General features: G+C 35.5%; 16 protein-coding genes. 2 read left to right on the forward strand and 14 right to left on the reverse strand.

Annotated features, from left to right (window positions below):
• Positions 1-314 precede the first annotated feature (314 nt).
• The 8 genes from KO509_RS16330 to KO509_RS16365 all read right to left on the reverse strand — a co-directional run bounded on the left by KO509_RS16330 (position 315) and on the right by KO509_RS16365 (position 12968).
• The gene (locus KO509_RS16330; RefSeq protein ID WP_215974332.1) at positions 315-1061 is read right to left on the reverse strand and encodes a SapC family protein; all 747 of its coding nucleotides are present in this window, start codon (positions 1059-1061) and stop codon (positions 315-317) included.
• Between the two features lies 1 nt (position 1062).
• On the reverse strand, positions 1063-2604 hold the full coding sequence (locus KO509_RS16335) for a tryptophan halogenase family protein (protein ID WP_215974333.1): 1542 nt from the start codon (positions 2602-2604) through the stop codon (positions 1063-1065).
• 156 nt (positions 2605-2760) lie between these two features.
• Complete coding sequence (locus KO509_RS16340; protein ID WP_215974334.1) at positions 2761-5505, reverse strand: TonB-dependent receptor; 2745 nt, start codon at positions 5503-5505, stop codon at positions 2761-2763.
• A gap of 561 nt (positions 5506-6066) precedes the next feature.
• On the reverse strand, positions 6067-7167 hold the full coding sequence (locus tag KO509_RS16345; protein ID WP_215974335.1) for a hypothetical protein: 1101 nt from the start codon (positions 7165-7167) through the stop codon (positions 6067-6069).
• Positions 7168-7209: 42 nt separating this feature from the next.
• Positions 7210-8550, reverse strand: a complete 1341-nt coding sequence (locus KO509_RS16350) for a sugar MFS transporter (RefSeq protein ID WP_252727663.1) — start codon at positions 8548-8550, stop codon at positions 7210-7212.
• Positions 8551-9123: 573 nt separating this feature from the next.
• Positions 9124-10251, reverse strand: a complete 1128-nt coding sequence (gene nagA, locus KO509_RS16355; RefSeq protein ID WP_215974336.1) for an N-acetylglucosamine-6-phosphate deacetylase — start codon at positions 10249-10251, stop codon at positions 9124-9126.
• A gap of 64 nt (positions 10252-10315) precedes the next feature.
• Positions 10316-11248: an ROK family protein gene (locus tag KO509_RS16360; RefSeq protein ID WP_252727664.1), complete on the reverse strand. Its 933-nt coding sequence runs from the start codon at positions 11246-11248 to the stop codon at positions 10316-10318.
• Positions 11249-11501: 253 nt separating this feature from the next.
• Positions 11502-12968 (reverse strand): Gfo/Idh/MocA family oxidoreductase, encoded by a 1467-nt coding sequence (locus tag KO509_RS16365; protein ID WP_215974337.1) that lies wholly within the window; start codon positions 12966-12968, stop codon positions 11502-11504.
• 474 nt (positions 12969-13442) lie between these two features.
• On the opposite strand from KO509_RS16365, the gene KO509_RS16370 reads away from it, so the two are divergent.
• Positions 13443-14558, forward strand: a complete 1116-nt coding sequence (locus tag KO509_RS16370) for a peptidogalycan biosysnthesis protein (RefSeq protein ID WP_215974338.1) — start codon at positions 13443-13445, stop codon at positions 14556-14558.
• Positions 14559-14573: 15 nt separating this feature from the next.
• On the forward strand, positions 14574-15170 hold the full coding sequence (locus KO509_RS16375; RefSeq protein ID WP_215974339.1) for a DUF938 domain-containing protein: 597 nt from the start codon (positions 14574-14576) through the stop codon (positions 15168-15170).
• A 7-nt stretch (positions 15171-15177) separates the two neighbouring features.
• Here the strand turns inward: KO509_RS16375 and KO509_RS16380 are convergent, their stop codons facing one another.
• The 6 genes from KO509_RS16380 to rpsP all read right to left on the reverse strand — a co-directional run bounded on the left by KO509_RS16380 (position 15178) and on the right by rpsP (position 18651).
• Entirely contained in the window at positions 15178-15714 is a 537-nt protein-coding gene (locus KO509_RS16380; protein WP_215974340.1) for a redoxin domain-containing protein, read from the reverse strand.
• 55 nt (positions 15715-15769) lie between these two features.
• Positions 15770-16234 carry an META domain-containing protein gene (locus KO509_RS16385; RefSeq protein WP_215974341.1) on the reverse strand — a complete coding sequence of 155 codons (465 nt, stop codon included), beginning with the start codon at positions 16232-16234 and terminating at the stop codon, positions 15770-15772.
• A 412-nt stretch (positions 16235-16646) separates the two neighbouring features.
• Complete coding sequence (rplS, locus tag KO509_RS16390) at positions 16647-17000, reverse strand: 50S ribosomal protein L19 (protein WP_215974342.1); 354 nt, start codon at positions 16998-17000, stop codon at positions 16647-16649.
• 26 nt (positions 17001-17026) lie between these two features.
• Positions 17027-17794 (reverse strand): tRNA (guanosine(37)-N1)-methyltransferase TrmD, encoded by a 768-nt coding sequence (trmD, locus tag KO509_RS16395; protein ID WP_215974452.1) that lies wholly within the window; start codon positions 17792-17794, stop codon positions 17027-17029.
• A gap of 39 nt (positions 17795-17833) precedes the next feature.
• The gene (gene rimM / locus KO509_RS16400; RefSeq protein WP_215974343.1) at positions 17834-18361 is read right to left on the reverse strand and encodes a ribosome maturation factor RimM; all 528 of its coding nucleotides are present in this window, start codon (positions 18359-18361) and stop codon (positions 17834-17836) included.
• A 41-nt stretch (positions 18362-18402) separates the two neighbouring features.
• Entirely contained in the window at positions 18403-18651 is a 249-nt protein-coding gene (gene rpsP, locus KO509_RS16405) for a 30S ribosomal protein S16 (protein WP_076420269.1), read from the reverse strand.
• Positions 18652-18801 lie beyond the last annotated feature (150 nt).

Below are 18801 nucleotides of genomic sequence, written 5' to 3' on the forward strand. Positions count from 1 at the left end.
AATTTTGATACATTTCAAAACTATTGTTTTGGTTATACTTTAATAAAATAGTAAGAAGTATTCAGTCTTCCGGATGTGTCTCATTTATCCAGGATACTCGTTTATAAAACATCTTAAAATAATAATACAAGTTAAATTGTGACTAAAAACAAGTAGAATAATAACTTATCTACCTGATTCAAATCATTTACGAAGTAATTAATTTAAAAGAAGAGGTGTTTTTATATGTGCAAAGTATTAACTATGGTAGTAAGTATATATTCACGATAAAAATTAGCCTAACTTATTATCGTGAATGAGAAAAGTTATATCGATTAATCACTAATAATATTTAAGCTCACAACGGATTTATCACTGTTTTTAGCCTGTGAACGTTTAATTAAATCATATAAATTATGCTGCGAACTTAACATACAATAAATAGCTTTAAAGTAATCTCTTTTATACAGCTCTTGTACTTGTTCAGGTTGAAGGTTATTCAATACATCTTCATTAATCGCATATATACCTCCAGCCTGATGTTTTTCACCTGTAGCAAAGACAAACTCAAATTTTATCGCTTTAATTAAGTTTTGCTGCGTAAGAAAGTCAATAAAACTCACCGTTGCTGCTTTTTGTTGTGAATTGCTCACTAATTCTTTCGTGATGGTATTAAATAGTTCGCTCGGTTTACCTAATGTGAATAATGCATCGCCTTCGGTTTCACTTAAGTAATCACTTGTTGTATCTGCTGCTACATGCCACTTTTTTTTCTCTGGATCAGTAACAACTAATGAAAAAGGCCAAGTTCTCATCGCTAAAGGAACATAAGAAGCTTGCCACTCTTGGGGGGAATAATACAAATTTTCATTTTGTATCAAACCAAACAATGCAATAGAAAACAATTGACCATTATTTTTATTTTTTATAAAGAATAATGGAAAACAACTACTTGCAGCAGGGAATTCATGCATATTAATCGGTACTAATTGTTCAGATTGAACATGAGGGAAGTGATGGTTTTTTATTTTTTTTAAATCACCATGTACTTCAATAGTTAACTTTTCGATAGATGTGTTCATCTTAAATCCTTGAGAATCCATATTGCTTAATGCGATTAATCAATGCGCGATGTTGAGGTAAATTAGTACATAAATTGTCTTGTTCTTTCATTTTCATTGCTATCACTTTATCTGCTCTACTTGTCTCATTATACAAATGACCACTATTCGTAAAATCAGTTTGAAAGCCCATGCCATATAGTACATATTGATAACTCGCTGCACGAAAAACGTCAAATTGACTTGGAAAATCATAGTCAGACGGGGCTTCATATTGCCACGCTTCAAGGCGATTTTTAAGTGATGTTGACATAGAGTTCGGAGCACGATTATCAACCCAAAAAGGTTCATCCCTTTTGCTTAATACATAATGTAATTTTATAAAGTCGATCACGCCGTTCCAGCGTTCAATAAATGCGTTGTTAAAACGTTGAGCCGTATTTTTTATTGCATTATTATTTGCAGGAAATTGATCCGCTAACATTGCTGCCGATGTTTCAATAAACATTAATGCTGAAGCTTCTAATGGCTCAATAAAGCCCGCAGCTAGACCTATGGCAACACAATTTTTTTTCCAAAAAATTTCTCTGTGTCCGGTTTTAAACGTAATTTTTCTTGGTGTTAATTTTTCAGACTGCTCACCTAAATAATGGTTTAACGTTTTTTCTGCTATAGAGTCCGTTGTATGGTGGCTAGAAAATACATAACCAATACCACGTCTATTAGATAAACCGATATCCCAAATCCAACCACTTTCTTGAGCAGTAGATTGCGTATAACAAGGAATAGGACTATCTGGATCAGAATAAGGTTTTTGTAACACTAAGGCACTATCACAAAATATTTGATTACTTTTATCTACAAAATCAACATCCATAGCTTTACCCAGTAAAAGGCTATTGAAACCACTACAATCAACAAAAAAATCACCTTTAATTTCACCTGACTCATAACACAGTAAACTTTGAATATTACCCGTATTATCTTTAATAACGTCTTTCATATCATCTTGAATATACCGAACGTTCAAATTTTCAGTACAGTGTTTTTTTAGCAAAGCACAGAATTTTTTTGCATCGAGGTGATAACCATAATTGGCTATATCTTTGTATTCGGCTGTATTTAATGTTTTTGGCGCGAGTCCATGCTCACATACAGCCTCTTGACAGCTTACAGTAGATGAAAATGATTTTTCACTCCACTTTTCTGACTGCCAGTAAGGAGCTAAATTAATGTGGGGGTAAGCTTTTGGTGTGTTAAATGGGTGGTAATAGAAATCTTGGTTTGAATTATTTGTCCAAGAAACAAATTTGCTAGCTTGCTTAAATGTAGCATCACATTGGGTAATAAGATCGTTTTCACTTATCCCTATTTTCTTCAAGGTTGCCCGCATAGTTGGCCATGTGCCTTCACCTACGCCTATGGTGCCAACCGCTTTTGATTCAATAAGCGTTATAGTGTTACTTGTCGATGATGGACTAAGTTTATTTGCTAATACCCCTGCACTTATCCACCCCGCGGCACCGCCACCAAGAATCACTATATCTTTAATAGCTTTTGGCATTTGTTGTTCCCCACTTACTTCGCTATTAATAGTTAACCTCAACTCAATTTATTTAAACTCAGTTCAACTAATGTAAGCTTTAATAAGTTTATTCTTGAAAATTGAGTTGAGGTTGGTTAGCTTCAAAGCGCACATCACGCTTTGAAGCTATGCCCACTAAAACGTATAACGAGCGCCAAATTTAATGGTACGGCCATAAATTTGAATTGAACCTGGTAAATCACTACGACCTTGGAAAGTGCGATTTTGCTCATTTAACAGGTTATTACCTTCAAGGAACAATTGAGCATTATCACTTAGGTTATAATTAAACGATGCAGTTACCATAGAAACGGCTTCTCCAGTCGTTTGATAATCATCACCTAATGGACTATAAGGGTCAACAACATAATCACCCGTATAATCTAGTGCAATTTGTGTACTAATTTTGTCTTTTTCATAAATTAATGATAATGAATAAGACGTATCAGCAACACCCGTTAATGGACCCGCTTTTTCACCGTTAACAATAGTACTCGAATCAGTGTACGCATAACTTGCTGTAACACCAAAACCATTCTCGAAGAATTTTTGTATTGCTATCTCAATCCCTTCCACTTCTGCTGAATCACCATTAATTGGCTGTGTAACAGTAAAAGATTCACCTGCGATTGTGACATTGGTCGTATTTGATGTAATAAAACCATCTAAATCTTTTCTAAATGCTGATGCACTCAATAAACTATTTTCGGCAAAGTACCACTCAATCGCGATATCAAACTGATCAGCAAAAACAGGTTCTATATTAGCATTACCACTTATGTCCATTGTAAATAGACCTGATTGCGCATTATCAGTAGTAAGTGGAGCCATTTGATCCAGTGTTGGACGAGACAATGATTGCCCAGCACCAAGCCTCAACAGTAAGTCTTCTTGAAGGTAGATACCAAAGTTGGCAGCTGGCAATAATTTACTATAATCACCTTTAGCTAATTGAGCTGCACTATCTGAATACTCAACATCCCATGAAGGGTTAGCTGCATTTGGATCCACGATTTGAATAGATAATATTTCGTTATATGAATAACCCGCTGATACATCAGTACTTATATACCTAACACCAACATTACCAAACCAACCTTCGCCTTCAAAGTTAGCTTGGAAGTAAGCTGCGGTTGTGTTTTCTTCAATATCATATGAATTTACAGGATTAATTACTGGCTCCCATAATGCAGATTCATTCTCACCAAAGGTTCGTGTGTTACCAGCATAATCAGTAATCGTTTGACCGTCAGATGCAGCTAAACCAGCAGCATAATCAGGGATACTAAAAATAGGGAAAGAGCGTGGTATATCAGCACTGTCACCTTCAAAAAAATTATCAAAAGGAAAATCTCGTACTACATCAGCCCCTACCTCACCAAATGTGAAAGGATAACCACAATAGTTACAAGCACCTGTTTCATAGTTATTATATGCTGTGTTAGTTTTATTTCTGCTGGTGTAAGCTGCACCAAAATCAACACTAGTCAGGTACTCACCATCGAGTTCCCATTCAGCATCCATAGTATAACCAGTTACGGTATCTTCAATGTCACTACCGTCACGAGCAGCCCAATGTGGAGAAAAGTCGTCATTACCAAAATCATCAGAAGTACGACCTTCTGTCCAATTTGGAATATAATCAGGTAGTCCTCCTTCATTTAATTGATATCGTCCTGAATGAGCCCCTGGTGAACCCGCTACCACGAATGTATTTTTACCACCTGAATCACGAGAGGAGTTTGAACGATATACATCGGCTTTTATCGTCAATTCATCTGTTAACAGGTATTCTGCATTTAACGCATACATACTAGTATCTACGGTACGATGCTCATCTAATGTAACGACTTCCATGGTTACATCAGCAATATCCATCCCTGTTACTACATTGCCATCTAATGTGATATTAGATAAGCGATCTTGTGCTTCACTCTCATCAACCATATAAAATGATTGAGCAAAACCCGTTTTATCAGCTTCTAACTTTGTAATTAAAATATCAGCTGTTAACGATAAACGATCGGTTGGTCGCCATTGTAGAGTAGAAGTAATACCATTACGTTTAAAGTCAGTTTCATATGCACCTATGCCATAGGAGCCTGGCATAACCAAATTTTGTTCATTTTCCGTAATAACACCATCTTCATTAACATCGTATTCAATACCATCGTTAACACCGAAAATATAATTATCAAACATATCATCAGATCTTTCTGTGCCTGAAGACGAACTGAAGCCAACAATAAAGCCAAAGGTTTCATCATCGTTGGTATTACTGAACACGCCATTAAATTTTTTACCAATCTCTTCTGAAAAATCGTTATAATCTCCAGTAATAGATACCGCACCATGCATGCCTGGGTTAGTAAACGGTCGTGCTGACTTAAGGTTAACAGCGCCACCAATACTACCTTCAAGGTTCTTACCTTGAACTGTCTTCCATACATCGGCACCACTTATCATTTCAGATGGGATAACATCAAAAGCAAAGTTTCTGCCTCCATCATCTGTTGCCAGAATACGGTTATTTAAAGTAACGATAGTAAACTCAGGGCCTAAACCTCGAATATTAACATATTGAGCTTCCCCACCTCTTGTTCTACTAACCGTAATACCTGGAATATGCGATAAAGAATCAGCTACGTTATCATCAGGAAAACGACCTAATTCTTCCGCAGCAATTGAATCAACAAGTGAATTTGCATCTTTTTTATTAGCCAGTGATTCAGCTAAACTACTTCTTACACCGGTAACAACAATAACTTCAGATTCTTCATCTGCAGTTTCTTGTGCACTAACATTAGCTGTCGCAAGTATTGCTGCGACAGCTATAGACAGCGTTGTTTTAGTAAATTGATTTTCTTTTTTATTTTTCATGACGTGTACCTTCCCTACTATTATGTTTTTTTTATAGTTCACTTAATGTTAATTCCGCCCTAACACCGAAGCAAAACGAAATCAACATCAAAGCTTACAAAAACAATACTGAAGTAAAATGAAACCACTGTCAAGCATGAATACGCACAATAAGAAAGGCAATGAAAGCAATCAAAGATAAATATTCGTAATAATAAGTCAGTGACTATTATTATGTGATATAGATTAAGTAATGAAGCAGAAAACTTGCGGTAATTGAATTAACGAAATGATATGGCTTTGCCATTAATTTAGAATAATAAATCAATAGCAAAGCCAGTAATAAGACCCCTACTCCAGTTATACATTTTATGTTCAGAAAATACAGCTCTGCTATAGACGCATGAACTTGGTACAACTTATTCTGCCTTAGAATAAAAATTAAATCATGATTTACGCAATCAGTTACCCTTACAACACTAACAGCAGTTACGAAAGTGGATTTTCATGAAGTATCGACGGTTAATATTCACCACTCTTTATAAAACTAACAATTCGTTGCTATTCTATTTTTAGCCGTATTTAAATTTTGATAAATAACCTTTTGATATACATCCAGTAACAGATCCCCCAAAGTACAGCCCATACTAATGCACTCGTAAGCACCTCGGTAGTAAACTGACCTGTCCAAGAAAATAATGCGTAAGTAAATGGATGCAGTATACTCTCAATAAGATCCGCCCCACCTACATGTGCAAAAAGATAAATAAAAATAGAATTCATACTCACAACGCCAAAGAACAGCGGCCATCGCTTGTTAAACTTTTTAATATCAACAATCCAGTATAAAAAAGCCAATGTTAGTATTGACCACCCCCCACTTACGATAACGAACGAAGACGTTGCTATTCGTTTGATAATAGGCGTAATTGGATTTAATAAATACCCTAATATTACAAGCGCACCTCCAATAACAATCATCTTTATAAGCTTATTAGTAGCGGATTTATCTTCCATCAATAACTTACCAATGACCACTCCCCAAATAGTATGAGCAGAAGTAGGTATCATATTAAAAGACACCCAACCACCATTAGAGTCACCACCATAAAGTTGATCTAGCCATGACCCAAAATTTTGATTCATCACAAAAGCATGGTTATATCCTTCAACAGAAAAAAATCGATATAAAGCTTCAGTCAGTAATAAAAGACTTATAGAAAAAAGCACTTGGAACCTAATAGAGCGATTTAAAACAAGGTAGGCTATAGAATATGCCCCACCAATTTGTACTAACACATTTTGAAAATAGAAAGTAATTTCACCTGAAGGTATGCAATACAGTACCCATCCCATCACAACGAGTGTTAACGCTCGCTGATGAGTATGCCTTGCAATTCTCTGACTTGTATCTCCCTTCTTTATACGGCTTTGAATCGCATAAGGCAGAGAAAGACCAACAATAAACATAAAGTAAGGCTGAATAAGATCCCAGAAACGTAAGCCATGCCATGGATGATGATGAAATTGGATATTAATTGCAGTGACGAGGTCATTACCAAAAACTTCAGGGGTGAAGTAATTGTATATATTAACAAACTCACCAAGCAGCAAAAACATTGTTAACCCACGAAATATATCTATTGATAATATTCTATCTACGGACTTATTTTCAGCTTGCATTCCACACCTCAACTTCAATCACTATTAATGAGTAGCTCAACTTTATAAAGATTGCTTATTCCAATGACGAACCTTATGCCCTTTCAATGCATAAAATAAAATAAATAAATAACAAGGCAGCATTACCATATATGAACTTTGGGAATTACTCGTCACTTCAGTTAAAGCACCATAAGCCAAAGGTAATATTGCTCCCCCCGAAATCCCCATAATCAATAGAGCTGAGCCTGTTTCTATATGCTTACCTAAACCACTTAAAGCCATTGGCCAGACTGCCGGCCAAACTAATGCATTAGCAAAACCGAGCAAAGCAACATATAAAACTACATCAGGCAAATAACCTACTTCTTGCCAAAAAATTAAACTAGACCAAACAACTGCACTATCTTTTGGTGTAATCATAATGAGAAAAGTGAGTAGCAAACCTAATACGGCTGACAGCATTAGAGCTGATTCCTGTTTTATAAATCGAGGAATACTGAACATACCAACAATGTAAGCGAGTACCATAAATGCCATGGTATATGAGGTAAGTTGACCAAAATTTTCAACACCAAGTTCTTGACCAAATAAACCGATAGTATCACCAGCGATAACTTCAACACCGACATATAAAAATAATGTAACAACACCTAAAATAAGTTGCGGATAAGCAAAGATAGAATCATTATCATTGTCTTGTTTGCCATCTTGTTTTTTTTCTGTTGAATTCATTGCAGGCAAAGGTGATAGTTTGATAAAAATAGCTAATACAATAAGCGTTGCTGCCATAATCAAATAAGGGTCTGCTAATCGCTGGGCAAGCTCATTTAATTGAATATTGCGCTCAATATCATTGAGTGCTGCTAATTGGTTTTCATCAAATTGCCCCATATTACCTAAAATAAAAGCGGTAAAAATAATCGGTGCAACAACACCCGCACCTTTATTTAGCAAGCCCATAATACTAATTCTAACCGCAGCCGACTCCTCTGGTCCTAAAAGTACAATGTAAGGGTTAGCAGCTGTTTGTAAAATAGTTAGTCCTGTACCCAACATAAACAAACCAAATAAGAATATGCTAAACATGCGTTCATTAGCTGCAGGAATAAATATTAGTGAACCAATTGCCATCACTAATAAACCTAACATCATGCCATTTTTATAACCAGTACGCTTCAATACAAAAGCCATGGGTAATGCCATTACGGTGTAAGCGATATAAAAAGCCATGGTAACAAAGTAAGCCTCCATATGATTTAGCTCACAAGCAATTTTTAAAAACGGAATTAAAGAGCCGTTTAACCATGTAACAAAGCCAAAAACAAAGAATAACGTTCCTATAATGAACATTGGTATCACACTAACACTTTGTCGTATATTTGAATGATTAGTAGCATCCATATTGATTTACCTTATCAAGTTGTATTAATTTCATTGTTACACAAAAAAAAACACTTTGAAAGACCATGAAAGCATTTGAAATTAAATACAACAAAAAAAACAGGTAAGAAAGCAATAGTAAGGAGGTGCATCAGTATATGCGTAGAAATGAAAAATAATGTAAACATGCAAAACCTTCCTAGGTAACTAAATACTTCGTTAGAACGTTAAACAAGGACACTAAATCAATGGTGAAATGTTGTTAATTGCTATTGAGAAAATTTATAGCCGAAACGATAAATGATAAATGATAAATGATAAATTAAGGTGGAAATCTCAAACAAAATATTCTCATCATCACGGTTTTAATGGCTTGATCTCGAAATTACCAACAGAGTTACTGGCTTATTATCTTTAGAAAAATAAGCCAGTTCTTACTATTAATAATGCACAGAAGGACTATATATGTTGTGCTTAATTGCTTTTAAGTTGCTTCATCATGCTCAATAATTACTTTCTTAAACATGATCACCAATCATTCTTGCTTTAGTAAGCTTAATGAGTATCCGATTGGTGCTAGATGAGCGAATTAAATTAGTATACTTGCTTGCCTGAAATCCATGTTTGTTCAACTGACAAAGAATTGCTCAAAACAACAAAATCAGCCTGACAACCTTCAAATAATCGACCTCTGATAGATTGTTGATTTACATAATTTGCAGGGTAAGCGGTAGCCATATTAATTGCTTCACCTAACTCTATATTAAGAATTTGATGAGTGTTTTTTATCGCAGTAGCCATATCTAAAACTGAACCCGCAAGCCCACCAGTTGGTGAAGTTAACTTACCTCCGTCAAGAATAACTTTCCGGTCAAATAACATAAACTCTTTATCATCGGTACCTAGAGGGGGCATAGCATCAGTAACAAGAAATAGTTTACCTTGAGGTTTCGTTTTAATAGCTAATAGACATGATGCAAAATCAACATGATGACCATCGACGATTAAGCCACAACTGGCCTTATCATTAAGCAGTGCAGAGCCCACGACTCCTGGCTCTCTTCCTTGTAATGGAGACATAGCATTAAATAAGTGAGTAAAACCGTCAGCACCAGCATCAATGGCTTTTTGCGCAGTTTCAAAGTCAGCATTAGTATGACCCAGACAAACTTTAATTCCCATATCAACCATACGTTTAATATCTTCAACGGAAACATTTTCAGGAGCTAAAGTGACTAATATTTGCCCTATGTCTTTACGGCTCAATACTTGCCATTCTTCATCAGTGATTTTTCTAATATATTCCTCACTGTGAGCACCTTTTTTAGCAACTGACAAATGCGGACCTTCAAAGTGTATACCGATAATTCCCATCACATTATTATTAATAGCTTCAGCAATAGCATCTGCTGCTTGCTGCATTACCGATACTTTGTCAGTAATTAATGTCGGTAACATTGCTGTTGTGCCAAACTTTATATGAGCCTGCATTATTTTTTCAATGCCAGCGGCTGTTGGCGTGCTATTCAATAAAACGCCTCCCCCACCATTAACCTGCAAGTCAATGAAACCAGGAACCACCAGACCCGACAGGACCTCATCACTTTTTGATATGTCGTTATCAATTGCTACAATTTTTCCTTTTGAAAGTGTAAAGACTTTATTTTCAATAAAATTTTCACCATCAAAATATTTTTCTACATGTAAACGTTTATTAGTCATTTCAATACCTTCAATAAAATATTAATTAATAGGGTCGATAAAACAGCGACAAGTGTCATAATGCTTATTTTTCAAACTCATGGTTTTTTCCTAAAATAGCAGCACCACGTACACCACTAGAATCGCCAAAAACAGCGCGTGAAATAATAGGAGATTCGATCCCTGTAAATAAATGTTTATTAATCGCAGCTGGAAGCCCCTCAATGATCTCATCGATTTTAGACAAACCACCGCCAACAACGATCATATCTGGATCATAAGATAAAACTAACGTGCTGAATGCTGAACCTAAAAACTCCATATAACAATCAAATGTTTTAATCGCTATTGGATTATTATCACGTAAATCAGTGACAAACTGAGTCGTGCTATTACTATCGCTACCAAAATGTTGATACAACCAACCTAACCCTGGGCCTGCAATATAAGTTTCACTGCAGCCAATTAAGCCACAACCACATTGTCGTGGTTTTATATTATATTTATTTAACAAAGCACCTGATGCCGGTAAATGTCCATACTCACCAGCAGTATTATTTGTACTTTTATACAACTCACCATCGATGCATAAACCGCCTCCAGCACCAGTGCCAATAATTGCCCCATAAACAATAGGCAAATTACGACCTGCTCCTTGATTACTTTCTGACAATGCAAATAATCGACAATCATTAGCAACAGCGACATTTCGTCCTAAAATATTCTCTAAATCTTCTACAATTAACTTACCTGTTGCACAACGGATGTTCGCTGATTTAACCCGTTTATTTTTATCGATAATACCAGGCATCCCAATACCAATACTACCTTGTTGACCTGTACGTTTATCTGCTTCATTAATCAATGTTGTAATTGTATAAAGAAATTCATGATAATTTTCAGTTGGCGTTGGCACTCGCCAACTATCAATCATTTTCATTTCATGATCGAAAAGTCCAATTTCAATTTTGGTCCCTCCAATATCCAAACCATAGGCTATGTTGTTTATAGCTGACATAATATCGTTTTATTTTCCTGAAAATGGGTAGGAAATAGCTATTTCCACCACTAAATTAAGTGAGTTTACTAAGTGTGAATCAAATGGTAACTTTTCTTAAGGTAAGTAATCAATAAGGTGATTAACACTGCTTTCAATTTGGTTTTATTTACTTTTTTTGTACATTAAAAAAAGTGCTTTTATTTCTATTAAAGAGCGAAGAGATCACCTTCAATAAAAAGTAAAAGCACGTAAATATCTATTAGGTCATAATTTAGCTGACAATACCTAACGGTTTAGCTACTTTCCACATACCACGAGTAAAATCAGGTATATCTTTACTGTTGCTACGATCGGCAACAGAAGCCATGCTTTGTGGAAAAATAGATGACCATGCCGCTGCGTCATACACATCTTGATCTAAAGGCTCACCATTACGTAAACAATAAACAATACGATACATCATTAAGAAATCCATACCTCCATGACCACCATTTCGTTTAGCTTCCGCTCCCATACGAACATATAGAGGGTGCTCATATGACTCATACCATTTACTCATATCTTTATCCCAATGATGGAAGCTTGCTTTAGTCGGCTCTTCGCCTTTTTTACCTCCAGCTTTCCATTTGGCTAAATTGTCTTGATATTCTTTTTCATAAATAGCAGCAATAGCTTCAGGCGGTTTTTCTAAGGCAATACGATCAGGGAAACCACCAAAAGTACCATTGGTACCTTGAATCAAATTATGACGTGTATAAGGACGAGGACTTGTTGTATCGTGCTGTACCATGATAGTACGGCCTTTTACTGTTTTTATGATGCTGGTGTTCATGTCCCCAGCAATAAAATTTAATTTATTACGCGCATGATCTTTTGGAAATTCTCGTTGGGCATAAGCAGCACGACCAAGTGCAGGAGAGCTAACAGAAGTAACATAATCAAACCTATCACCACGATTAATATTCATATATTGAGATACAGGACCTAAACCGTGTGTTGGGTACAAATTACCATTATGAGTTGTATGCCAAAGTGTACGCCAAGATCCTGTTTTGCGATCTATTTCTTTCATTTGCCAACGTAGATCGTGAATATAGGCTGCTTCACCATGGAGTAAATCGCCAAAAACACCTTGGCGAACCATGTTCAAGACCATCAGCTCTTCTCGGCCATAGTTAACATTTTCCATCATCATACAGTTTTTTTGTGTACGCTCGGCGGTATTAACTAATTGCCAACATTCTTCTAAACTGGTTGCTGCAGGTACTTCAACAAAAGCATGCTTACCGCTTTCCATCGTTTCAACAGACATAGGTGTGTGCCATTCCCATGGTGTTGAAATAATAACAATATCAATATCATTTCGAGCAAGTAGTTCGCGGTAGCTATACTTAGATCCAGTATAAACATCAGGTGCTTTAAAACCTTGTTGAGTTACATAATCAACAGAAGGACCAATGACAACAGGATCGGTATCACAGATAGCTTTAATTTCAACACCATCTAAATGACAATAATGTTTAACGTGGCCAGCACCTCGTTGACCAATACCAATAAAACCAACTCGAACAACATCCATTTTAGGCGTAACTAAACCTATTACAGATTTACCTTGTGCTTTTGGTGATGATAATTGACTCGCGTCTGCCGCACAGGCAGAAATAACTGCAGTAGAGCCTAAAATAGCAACAGATTGTGCTGCAGTTTTGAGAAAATCACGACGTTTTAAATCTTTCATTAACTGTTCTAACCTTCATTATTGTATTTCATTTGCTTACACTTTACCCATAATTAAACATAAAAACAATAATAAAAATAAAAGAAGTGTAAGCTTTATTAATATACACATCTTTAAATATCTATCTAAACTAATAATAAAGGCCATATAAGAGACTTCATGAATGTAAATATATCGTCAATAGAAAACCAATAAAAAAAGGTAGTGAAAGAGATAAAGTAAATAGCTGAAGATTATGTATTGCCAAAGCAATATAAAAGGGATTATTCAATAATTATAAAGGTTAGTCTCAAGCAATATTCGTAAAGAAAACCTAAGATGCACATAATATACTTTAAACAACTGATATTACTGCAATAATTTATACTTTTTTCAATTTACTTATACTAAAAATGACAATAAATACATATTCATTCACAAAATAGTTATATAAATAACTAGCAACTAAAAATTAGTCAGCTGTACAATGGTAAGATGAAAATAAACTTTATTAATAATATAAATAAAATCAGCCCAGAATATTGGCAAAAATTAAATAGTTCATCTTGCCCTTTTCTTGATTATGATTTTTTTAATGCACTTGAAGAAAGTCAATGTGTTAATAGCACACAAGGTTGGCAGCCTCATCATTTAGTTTCAACAACGAGCAATGATCTAGCTGCTATTATGCCAATGTATTTAAAAAACCACTCTTGGGGTGAATACGTTTTTGATTGGGATTGGGCTGAAGCTTTTAAACGTTATAACCTAGATTACTATCCTAAACTGGTAGCGACAATTCCTTTTACCCCTGTTACTAGCGATAAGTTACTTACTTCAACTCACCAAATAAGCGATTTCTTTACGCCATTAATAGAGCATTGCCACGAAGAAGACATTAATAGCTGGCACATTTTATACTGCGATAAAGTAACAACAGAATTACCAGACGATGTTTACCAACGTAATACGGTACAATTTCATTGGTTTAACCGAGATTACAAGACTTTTGATGATTTTATCAATACATTCTCTTCACGTAAAAGAAAGAATACACGTAAAGAAAGGTTGTCTATTATTGAGCAAGGTATTGATATACGTTTACTAAAAAAAAATGAAATTACATCAAAAGATCTCGATTTTTTTTATTTAACTTATCAACTTACTTATTTAAAGCGTGGCCACCAGCCTCACTTAAACATTGAGTTTTTTAAGCAAGTAATATCTAAAAAATCCGATAATGTGTTACTAGTTATTGCTAGCCATGAACAAGAAGATATTGCTTGTGCGTTATTCTTTTATGATGATTATCAATTATATGGAAGGTATTGGGGCTGCACTAAACAAGTTAATAATTTGCATTTTGAGCTCTGTTACTATCAAGGTATCGAGTTTTGTCTCAAACATAACCTACAAATGTTCAATCCGGGCACGCAAGGCGAGCACAAAATACAAAGAGGCTTCGAGCCAGTGTTAACATACTCTTATCACTGGATAAAACATCCTGCTTTTAAAGAGATAATTAAAAACTTTTGTCAACAAGAGCGATCGCATATGCTAACTTACCAAAAGCAATGTCAGCAGATGCTACCCTTTAGAAAATCAAATTAATGAGTTAAAAATACAATGAATAAACCTTTTTCACAAGCATCCGAAAACAATAAACAGCCTATTTTAGCTATTTTAACAAATGTACTTTCAAATAATACGCATGTTTTAGAGATTGGCTCTGGTACTGGACAACATGCTACTTACTTTGGACAGCATCTACCACATTTAACCTGGCAAACCAGTGACTTACCTGTTAATCATCCAGGTATTCACTCATGGTTAGATGAAGCAGCATTAACGAATGTATTAAAGCCTATCGTGATTGATTTAAATGAAAATTGGCCAATAAGTGATACAACTATAGATGCAATTTACACAGCAAATACATTACATATAATAAGCTGGGCACTTGTCGTTAAGTTTTTTGAAGGTATTGCTAATAATTTAAAATCTGGCGCTAATGTTTGTATCTATGGTCCATTTAATTACCAAGGAAAGTTCACTAGCGAAAGTAATGCTAACTTTGATTTATGGTTAAAAGAAAGAGATAAAAATAGTGGTATAAGAGATATTGAAGCAATATTAGCGTTAGCCAGCTCAGCAGGCCTTAACTTAGTAGACGATCATACGATGCCAGCGAATAATCGTCTACTAGTGTTCAAAAAACAGTAAAATATTTTTAATCTGAAGGTAGTAACGTAACATTTAGCGCTTTTAAAGACTTAGCAATATCTTCTGCAGCAGTAGCAGGCTTAACATTTTCATCTATTTTTAATATTTTTCCTTCTTTAGATATATAGAAGGTCACTCGGCTTGCTACTTTAAAAACATTAAGTACATCATACGCTTTAGCCGTTGCTTTTGTTGGATCACTTAACATAGGGAAGTCTGCCGAAGTTTTCTTAGCAAAGTCTAAATTATCATTTAATGGATCAACACTAGCCATAACATAGCGCACATCGTATTCTCTAATGAGATGGCCTTGTTCTACTAAAGATTTACATTCAATTGTACACCCACGAGTATTCGCCATTGGGTACCAAGCTAAAACCACCGCTTGTTTACCTTGATAATCGCTGAGTTGAAAGTATCCCCCTGTAGTAGCTTGTAATCTAAAATTTGGCGCTTGCTCACCAACTTGTAAACTTGTGGCGAATAAATTAAAACTCAATAAAACAGCAATACAAGCACTTATTATTTTTGACAATTTTTTCATAAAACTCCCTCTTTTATATTTACGTCAACAAAAAATTAAACATGATATATATTTTTTATTTTTTATTTTCAAATACAGCTAATACGGTTAACGCCTCATTAAGCAATATTAATGAGTTATCATCAAGTTGATAAAAAACAGTATCATTTAAAACATTAAAGTAGGTTTGTTCATTTATTTCAACATTCATGCAAGCCATTTTTGTTGAGGCTATGTTATTAAATTTTAGTTTACCAAGCCCATTAACCAAATCTTCAGCAACAAAGCGTCCAAAAAAACGATTACACCCAGCAAAACCAGTTACACTATTATCGTTAACATGCAGAGTCATACTTTTTACTGGCATTTCATTTTGCGCTATATTTTCTTTCACGCCATTAAGCTCCCCTAACGTCCAATTTGTAGAAGTAAGCGCAATAGCTGACATAGTGACCTGCTCCATACTTTTTAAATCCTTGTTGTATTGACACCCCATCAATACAACAAGTGAAACGATAAAAGTTAGCACTAATTTTTTCATTGTTATTTTCCTAGTAAATGAATCACCATATTGACATATATAGTGAAATAAAACGATCAAATATTAAGCAGCTTGATAGAGCTCTAATTAATTAGCAATAAAGATTACTTCATAATACTGTTAACAATACGTGATTTTTATAAAGCCGATTTAAAAACAGATAATACCAACCTCACTAACTATGTGATCATTTCTACTTGTTAAAATCACCAACTACATCGTTATTTATTTAATAACTAGTTGTTCACTTAATTAATGAAACTGGTATAAAAATGACTCTGAAAGGCTTTATCAAATATATAAGTGTCTCTTGATAATTTACAATAAAAAAAGGGTGAATAATTTAATATTCACCCTTTTTTCATCAACTTTCTTTACAAGGAAAGTAGCTTGAAGCTTAACTTTTAAAAAGTTACTTCTTAGCCAATTTCTCTTTGATACGTGCAGATTTACCTGAACGTTCACGAAGATAGTAAAGTTTCGCTTGACGAACGTCACCGCGACGTTTCACTTCAATTGAATCAACAATTGGGCTATGTGTCTGGAATACACGCTCTACACCAACACCGTTCGAGATTTTACGAACAGTGAACGCAGAATGTAAGCCACGGTTTTTAACAGCAATAACAACACCTTCAAATGCTTGAAGACGTGATTTATCACCTTCAGTAACTTTTACTTGAACTACAACAGTATCGCCTGGAGCGTAATCTGGTAGGTCTTTTTTTAATTGCTCTTGTTCGAGCATTTCAATAATTTTACTCATAATACCTTCTTCCTAGTATGCACAGTCTAAGTGGAACTTATGCGTTTCTTAATAGAAACTAACATTTTATCCTGCTCATCTGTCAGAGCTAGGTTAGTTAATAATTCTGGTCTTCTGGTCCATGTTCTCAATAGAGACTGTTCTTGGCGCCATAAGCGTATGTGTTCATGATTACCACTTAACAAAACTTTTGGTACTGACATTTCATCCCCCGAAGCGGTAGTCAGTACTTCTGGCCTAGTATAATGAGGACAATCTAATAAACCGTTAGAGAAGGAGTCCTGCTCTGCTGATTCTTTATGTCCCAATACACCAGGCACTAATCGTGCTACAGCATCAATTACATTCATCGCAGGCAGTTCCCCACCACTTAAAATGTAATCGCCAACCGACCATTCTTCGTCAATATCTGACGCTAATAATCGCTCGTCTATGCCTTCATAACGACCTGCTATAAATATCAGGCAGTCATCTTGTGCTAATTCACTTACACCTGCTTGGTCCAGTTTTCGTCCCTGCGGCGACAAATAAATAACCTTCGCTTTTCTACCATTTTCTTCTGCTGCTTTACGCGCAAAATTAATAGCATCACGTAGTGGTTGTACCATCATCAACATACCTGGACCACCGCCATAAGGACGATCATCAACGGTACGATGTCGATCATGGGTAAAGTCTCTTGGGTTCCATTTATGAAACTCAATTAACCCACCACGTATCGCTCGGCCTGTCACCCCATACTCAGTGATAGCGTCAAACATTTCGGGAAAAAGGCTTATCACCCCTATCCACATTTTGCTTTTCTTCAATGAAGAATCAACACTAGTCACAAGCTAGAAACCTGGGTCCCAGTCAACACAAATTTGTTTATTTTCAATGCTTACCGATTCAACTACTTGTTCAAAAAGATAAGGGATTAACCGCTCTTTTTTACTAAAGCCATCGTTAAGGTTCGCTTTCACAACCAGTACATCATTAGCGCCAGTTTCCAACATGTCAGATACCACACCAAGATCGTAACCTTGAGTAGTAACAACAGACATGCCGATTAAGTCACGCCAGTAATAATCACCTTGCGATAATTCTGGCAATGAACTCTCATTGATTAATATCTCAGAACCGACCAATGCTTGCGCATCATCTCTGTCATCAATACCAGCAACTTTTACGACTAAGCCTTTGTTGTGCTTGCGCCAATCAGTAATATCTACTGTTCGCGTATTATTTCCTAATTTTAATGACCAAGGAAAATAGTCAAGTATGGCATCGCTTTCATCTGTGAATGAATGAATTCTCAACCAACCTTTGATACCGTAAACAGCGCCTACTTTACCTAAGGTAATTTGATCTTGTGTACTCATAACAACTCACTAATTTCTACTATTGCCTACTAAGTTTGCTATTAAGCTGCTACTTGAGCATCTTTAACTAACTTAGCCACACGATCAGATAAACCAGCACCTTGACCAACCCAATGGTTGATACGGTCTAGGTCTAAGCGTAATTTTTCAGCTTGACCTTGTGCTGTTGGGTTGAAGAAACCAACTTTCTCGATGAAACGACCATCGCGAGAGTTACGGCTATCTGCAACAACAACCTGATAGAATGGACGCTTTTTAGCGCCACCACGAGCTAAACGAATGGTAACCATATCGCCCTCTTATATTTTAGTGTTAAAACGGATTTTCCAGACACTTCCTGTCTATAGGCGACAGAAAAGCTCGCGTATTATACGCTTTTGAGGATAAAAGACAATCCTTATTTGAGTAACAAGCAAAGCTTATAATAAGTATTACCTTAC

It is taken from the genome of Colwellia sp. C2M11 (assembly GCF_018860915.1).
Taxonomy (GTDB): Bacteria; Pseudomonadota; Gammaproteobacteria; order Enterobacterales; family Alteromonadaceae; genus Colwellia.